General features: G+C 67.0%; 5 protein-coding genes and 2 pseudogenes. 4 read left to right on the forward strand and 3 right to left on the reverse strand.

Annotation, left to right across the window (positions count from 1 at the left end):
* A pseudogene (locus tag GA0115259_RS00790) lies at nucleotides 1–511 on the forward strand (transcriptional regulator); the annotation flags it as partial.
* Nucleotides 512–620: 109 nt separating this feature from the next.
* Here the strand turns inward: GA0115259_RS00790 and GA0115259_RS00795 are convergent.
* Complete coding sequence (locus GA0115259_RS00795) at nucleotides 621–1,049, reverse strand: DUF6262 family protein (protein WP_256097862.1); 429 nt, start codon at nucleotides 1,047–1,049, stop codon at nucleotides 621–623.
* Between the two features lie 201 nt (nucleotides 1,050–1,250).
* On the opposite strand from GA0115259_RS00795, the gene GA0115259_RS00800 reads away from it, so the two are divergent.
* From GA0115259_RS00800 to GA0115259_RS00810, 3 genes and pseudogenes are all read left to right on the forward strand, one after another.
* Nucleotides 1,251–1,553 carry a hypothetical protein gene (locus GA0115259_RS00800; protein ID WP_093589279.1) on the forward strand — a complete coding sequence of 101 codons (303 nt, stop codon included), beginning with the start codon at nucleotides 1,251–1,253 and terminating at the stop codon, nucleotides 1,551–1,553.
* Nucleotides 1,554–1,753: 200 nt separating this feature from the next.
* Nucleotides 1,754–2,806, forward strand: a complete 1,053-nt coding sequence (locus GA0115259_RS00805; RefSeq protein WP_093589282.1) for a type 2 periplasmic-binding domain-containing protein — start codon at nucleotides 1,754–1,756, stop codon at nucleotides 2,804–2,806.
* A 191-nt stretch (nucleotides 2,807–2,997) separates the two neighbouring features.
* Nucleotides 2,998–3,351: pseudogene (locus tag GA0115259_RS00810) on the forward strand (Ku protein); the annotation flags it as partial.
* Between the two features lie 81 nt (nucleotides 3,352–3,432).
* Here the strand turns inward: GA0115259_RS00810 and GA0115259_RS00815 are convergent.
* Nucleotides 3,433–3,978, reverse strand: a complete 546-nt coding sequence (locus tag GA0115259_RS00815) for a DUF6262 family protein (protein WP_237539667.1) — start codon at nucleotides 3,976–3,978, stop codon at nucleotides 3,433–3,435.
* Entirely contained in the window at nucleotides 3,975–4,193 is a 219-nt protein-coding gene (locus GA0115259_RS39875; RefSeq protein ID WP_176732387.1) for a hypothetical protein, read from the reverse strand. Before GA0115259_RS39875 ends, GA0115259_RS00815 begins: the two co-directional genes overlap by 4 nt.
* Between the last annotated feature and the right edge of the window lie 393 nt (nucleotides 4,194–4,586).

Here is a 4,586-nt window from a genome sequence, read left to right on the forward strand (position 1 = left end):
CCACGCCGCCCGGACCGGCTCGCCCCGAATGACCGCGGTCCTCCACGCACGAGCCTCCCGCGCCCACGCACGCGCCGGGAACACCCTGGCCAGCCAGCGCGCCGAACACGCCATGTTCGACGCCTACGAGCGTGCCGGCCGGCCGGACGACGAACCCGCCTGCGTCTACTGGATCAACCGCGACGAACTCCACGGCTGGGCCGCCACCAACGCCCTCGACCTCCACGACCCCCGCCGCGCCCTCACCCACCACGCAGCCATCGCCGCCGCCCACCAGAGCAGCACACACGATCAGCCCCACCCGCGCACCGCCGCGCTCCGCCTGACCCGCGAAGCCGACGCACACCTCGCACTCGGCGACCTCGACGCCGCCGTACACATCGCCACCCAGGCAGTGCAGACCCTCGGCGGCGTCGCCTCCTCACGCGGAACCGGCATCCTCACGACACTCAGGAACAAGCTCGCCCTCCACCCCACACCCCTCGTGAAAGACTTCCTCGAAAGTACATGACAACAACCGAACGAACGCAGGGCGAAGAGGAGCCGCCCGGATCAGAGCCGCAGCAAGGGAGCTGAGTGGTCGAGGCGGAGGAGGCGCCGGGGTCCGGCCGCACGAAGGTTCATCGCGCTGCCACCGGCGCCGCTTCCTGGGTCTTCTGTTCGGGCAGTTCGCGCCGGGTGCGGACGGGCGAGAGGAACACGGGCAGGAAGGCGGTCGCCAGGAAGACACCGCCCACCCAGAGCGTGGTGTGAACGGTCGTCAGCTTGATTGGAGCCCTTGTGGATTTCACTGTCGCCACCCGTACCGCGGCTGCCTCTACCCCGTGATGGGTCTGCTCGTGCATCGCGTCCCGAATCGCGGTCTTGGCCTCGGGGCTGTTGTAGACGAACCAGGTCGAGACGTTCGCTTCCCGGGCGACGCGGGCGAAGGAGATCCGCTGTCCGGCTGCGAGCAAGTCACGGACAGCGTTCCGCGCGCGAGTGGTCTTGGTGACGCTGTCCGCTTGCCTGACTGGCGCAACCGGGCCACGCGGGCGTCCCGGGCCGATTCAGTGCCACTCATCAGCTGTTCCGGACGTTCAGGCGGTCCAGTACGAACCCGCGCTGTAACGGCCAGATAACACGCGCCCGCCCTCCTCATGGGAGCGGGCGCACGCGTGTGCGGCTGCGCCCCATACATGCGCGCGTCGAACGGCGGCATGATGGCTTACCAGCCAAGGGGGGACATGAGATTGAGATCGCGAAACGGGATGGGTGGACTGAAGCAGGGCCCTGTCCATATCGAATCGAACAGCGGCTACTTCAGCACCCTCGTACCGAAGTACCTGCTGCTCGCGGCGGCCCTCTACGTTCCGCTGCGCATTCTGGACTGGCCAGGGTGGATCGCATGGCCCGCCGCGGGCCTGTACCCGCTGTGGGAGCTGGCCCGCGAACGTTCCGGCTTCATTGAACTCTCGCGCGACTGGAACACGCTGCTTGCCGAGCGGCAGGAGCAGGAACGGCTGCGTCACGGGCAGCAGCTCAAGAAGAAGCGGGGGCCCGGGGAGGGGTAGCAAGCCCCCTCCGGCCGGCACCCGTGTAGGTGTCCCCTAGGAGATGCCTTCGTAACTTTTTCATCCAGGGGAGTTGGTGGTTCTCCGGCGGGAGCATACGGGACCGTTCAAGGTGTCGGCCGACGGGCCGTCAGCGCGGGAATTCGGATTCCGCTTGATCGTCCATTGCTTGCCATCCGTACGCACGGAGGAGAACAGAAGTGAACGTCAAGTTCCGTATTCGCCTGGCTGCCGTTGCTGGCGCCGCCGCTCTCGGTCTGAGCCTGCTGGCCGCACCCGCGTCGGCCGACCCGATCAACTCAGGGACCGGCGCGGCGGAATTTCGCCAGCTCGTCGCGGTAGGTTCCGACACAACCCAGGACGTGATCAGCCGCCTGGGCGAAGTCGTCCTCGACCCGAACAACACTCCGGACAACCAGCTCATCGCCTCGTACGGCACGACGGGCACCACGCCCATCAAGACCCGCGCCGTCAACTGTTCCATCCAGCGGCCCAACAGTTCCTCGGCCGGTATCGAAGCACTGCGTGCCGACCTCTCGGCCCTGCCCGGCAGCACCACCAAGAACTGCATCGACGTGGCCCGCTCCTCCCGGGGCCCGGTCGACACCTCCACGACCCGTCTGACGTGGATCCCGTTCGCCAAGGACGCGGTGACTGTCGCGCTCCGTTCGGACAGCCTCCTCAATGACGGTGTGGGCTTCACCACCGCCCAACTCGCCCAGATCTATACCTGCGTTCCCTCTGCGCTCACGCGCACCTACTCGACGGCGACCGGCCCCGTGACCATCACGCTGAAGCCGCTGCTGCCGCAGGCCGGCTCCGGCACCCGCACCTTCTTCCTGGAGAAGATCGGTGTCACGACGCCCGGCTCATGCGTCGACGGCACCGTCCAAGTGAACGACGGTACCGTCCTGACCGACCCCGGTCACCTCGCCCCGTACTCCATCACCCAGTACATCGCCCAGACCAGCGGTGTGGTGCCGGACCGTCACGGTGTCACGGTCCTCTCTCGGGTGAACGGCGTTGCGCCGCGCGTCGCCGGCAAGCTGAACACCGCCTTCCCGTACGCCCGTGACGTCTACAACGTCGTCCCGACCGCACGGCTGACCGATGGCGCCATCCCGGACGCCGACCTGATCAGCGCCTTCGTCGGCCCCACCTCCAAGGTCTGTCTCCAAACCACCATGATCCAGGCCTACGCCTTCGCCACCATCGCCAACTGCGGCAGCACCAGCCTCCAGGGCGAGCGCTGATGACCCGGGGCGGAGACTGAGCGACGGCTCCGCACCCGGCACTCCCCGCAGCCTCACCCGCCGCGCCAAGGCCGGGCACCTGGTGGGTGTCCGGCACGGCGGCGGATCCGCATTCTCCGGGCGTGCATGCATCCGGATGCCTCCCGCCGCTCCGCGCCATAGCATGGAACCCGCAGGCAGGGAGGCGCATCATGCCCGCGATCTGGTCCGGCGCGATCAGCTTCGGGCTGGTCACCATCCCCATCAAGGTGGTCACCGCGACCGAGAACCACTCCATCTCGTTCCACCAGTACCACCAGGCAGACATGGGCCGCGTCCGCTACCAGAAAGTGTGCGAGATCGACGGCCAACAGCTCCGCGACGACCAGATCGGCAAGGGCTACGAGACCTCCCGGGACCAGGTCATCGAGGTCACCGACGAGGAACTCGCCGCCAAGCCGCCGCCGACTGCGAAGGCGATCGAGATCGTGGCGTTCGTGCCGGCCGACAGCATCGACCCGGTACGGCTGTCCGACTCGTACTACCTGGCAGCCGACGGACTTATCTAGATCTCGTTGTCGTGAGTGCAGGTCAGGTGTGCTCTGCGGTTGTGAGCGACGTGAGGTCCGTGGCGTCAATCGAGCTCGTCAACTCTGGCGCCGAATCATTTGGCGGAGGCTGGTTCGCGCGGCGGCCAAGTCGGTCTCTGCTTCGCGGATCTTTGCCTTCAGCGGCCGCAGCTCTGCGACCTCCGCCTCAAGCTTCCGGTTGGCCTCGGTGAGCTCGGTGATGCGTTCTGCCAGCGGCCGTTGGGTGATCTGGTCGAGTTGGTGGCCGAGGTTCTGCCGCATGCCGGCCTGAAGCCGCTGGCACTTGTCTCGGAGGTCTTTGATCTCCTCGTTGGCCATGGCAAGGTCGGCTTTGAGTCCTGCTGAGCTGGCGAGCCGCCCGTCGGAGCGGGAGCGAACGGGACTAGCCTCCTGTTTGTCGACGGCGGCCTGGACCCGCTCCCGGACCCCTTCTGCATAGACAAGCCAGGTTGAGACCCGCGCTTGTCGGGCGACTTCCCTGAACGTGATCTGCCGGCCCTCGTCGAGCATCTGCTGAAGTACGTCGAGGACGCGCTGGCGTTTGATGATGCTCGTGCGGCGGCGTGAGGCCGCGAGGACCTCAGTGGGGGTGCGGGGTGTCATCTCGGCTTCTCCTCCTGGCGGTTGATCACGGTGATTGGCAGGAGGGCGCGGTCACCGCCTGCCCTGAGCCGACGAAGCATGACCGCGGCGTCCTCCAACTCCGCGCGCTCTTCAGCGGGGAGGTCGGCGAGTTGGCCTCGCATTTTCTCGGCGATCTCGTCATAGGCGGTGATCTCGGAGGAGATGTTGTCGATGACAAAGGCTGCGGTGTCCATGGCCCTTGCGCGTTCGCGGTCAGCCCGCAGGCTGTTCGCGTGATCCTCGATGGCGGGCAGGTAGGACGGGTCTGGCCGATAGAAGCCGCAGCCGGCACATTGGAAGCGGATTGGGCAGGCGTGACCACCGGCTTTGACGTTCGACGGTTCCGTGCACCCGCCGAACGGAACGGCGATCGAGCGGTGTTCATAGGTCTGCTGTGAGCAAGGCCGGGCTGTCCCGTGGCGGTCGACGACCTGCTGGCTGAGCAGTTTGACCGCAGCTCGCTTCCGCTGATGTACCTGTCGTACAGATCGGTGAAGCACCCGGCGGCAGAGGCGTCATCCGCCGGCGCCTCCACCACAGCCCAGCGGTGTCCCGGACGGTACGGGTCGAGCACCTGCCCGACGTCC

This window comes from Streptomyces sp. MnatMP-M17 (genome assembly GCF_900091995.1).
GTDB lineage: Bacteria > Actinomycetota > Actinomycetes > Streptomycetales > Streptomycetaceae > Streptomyces.

Coding starts and splice junctions, on each gene's coding strand:
- GA0115259_RS39875 (WP_176732387.1), bottom strand. CDS start 4,193: ATGGACACCGCAGCCTTTGTCATCGACAACATCTCCTCCGAGATCACC.
- GA0115259_RS00800 (WP_093589279.1), top strand. CDS start 1,251: ATGGGTGGACTGAAGCAGGGCCCTGTCCATATCGAATCGAACAGCGGC.
- GA0115259_RS00815 (WP_237539667.1), bottom strand. CDS start 3,978: ATGACACCCCGCACCCCCACTGAGGTCCTCGCGGCCTCACGCCGCCGC.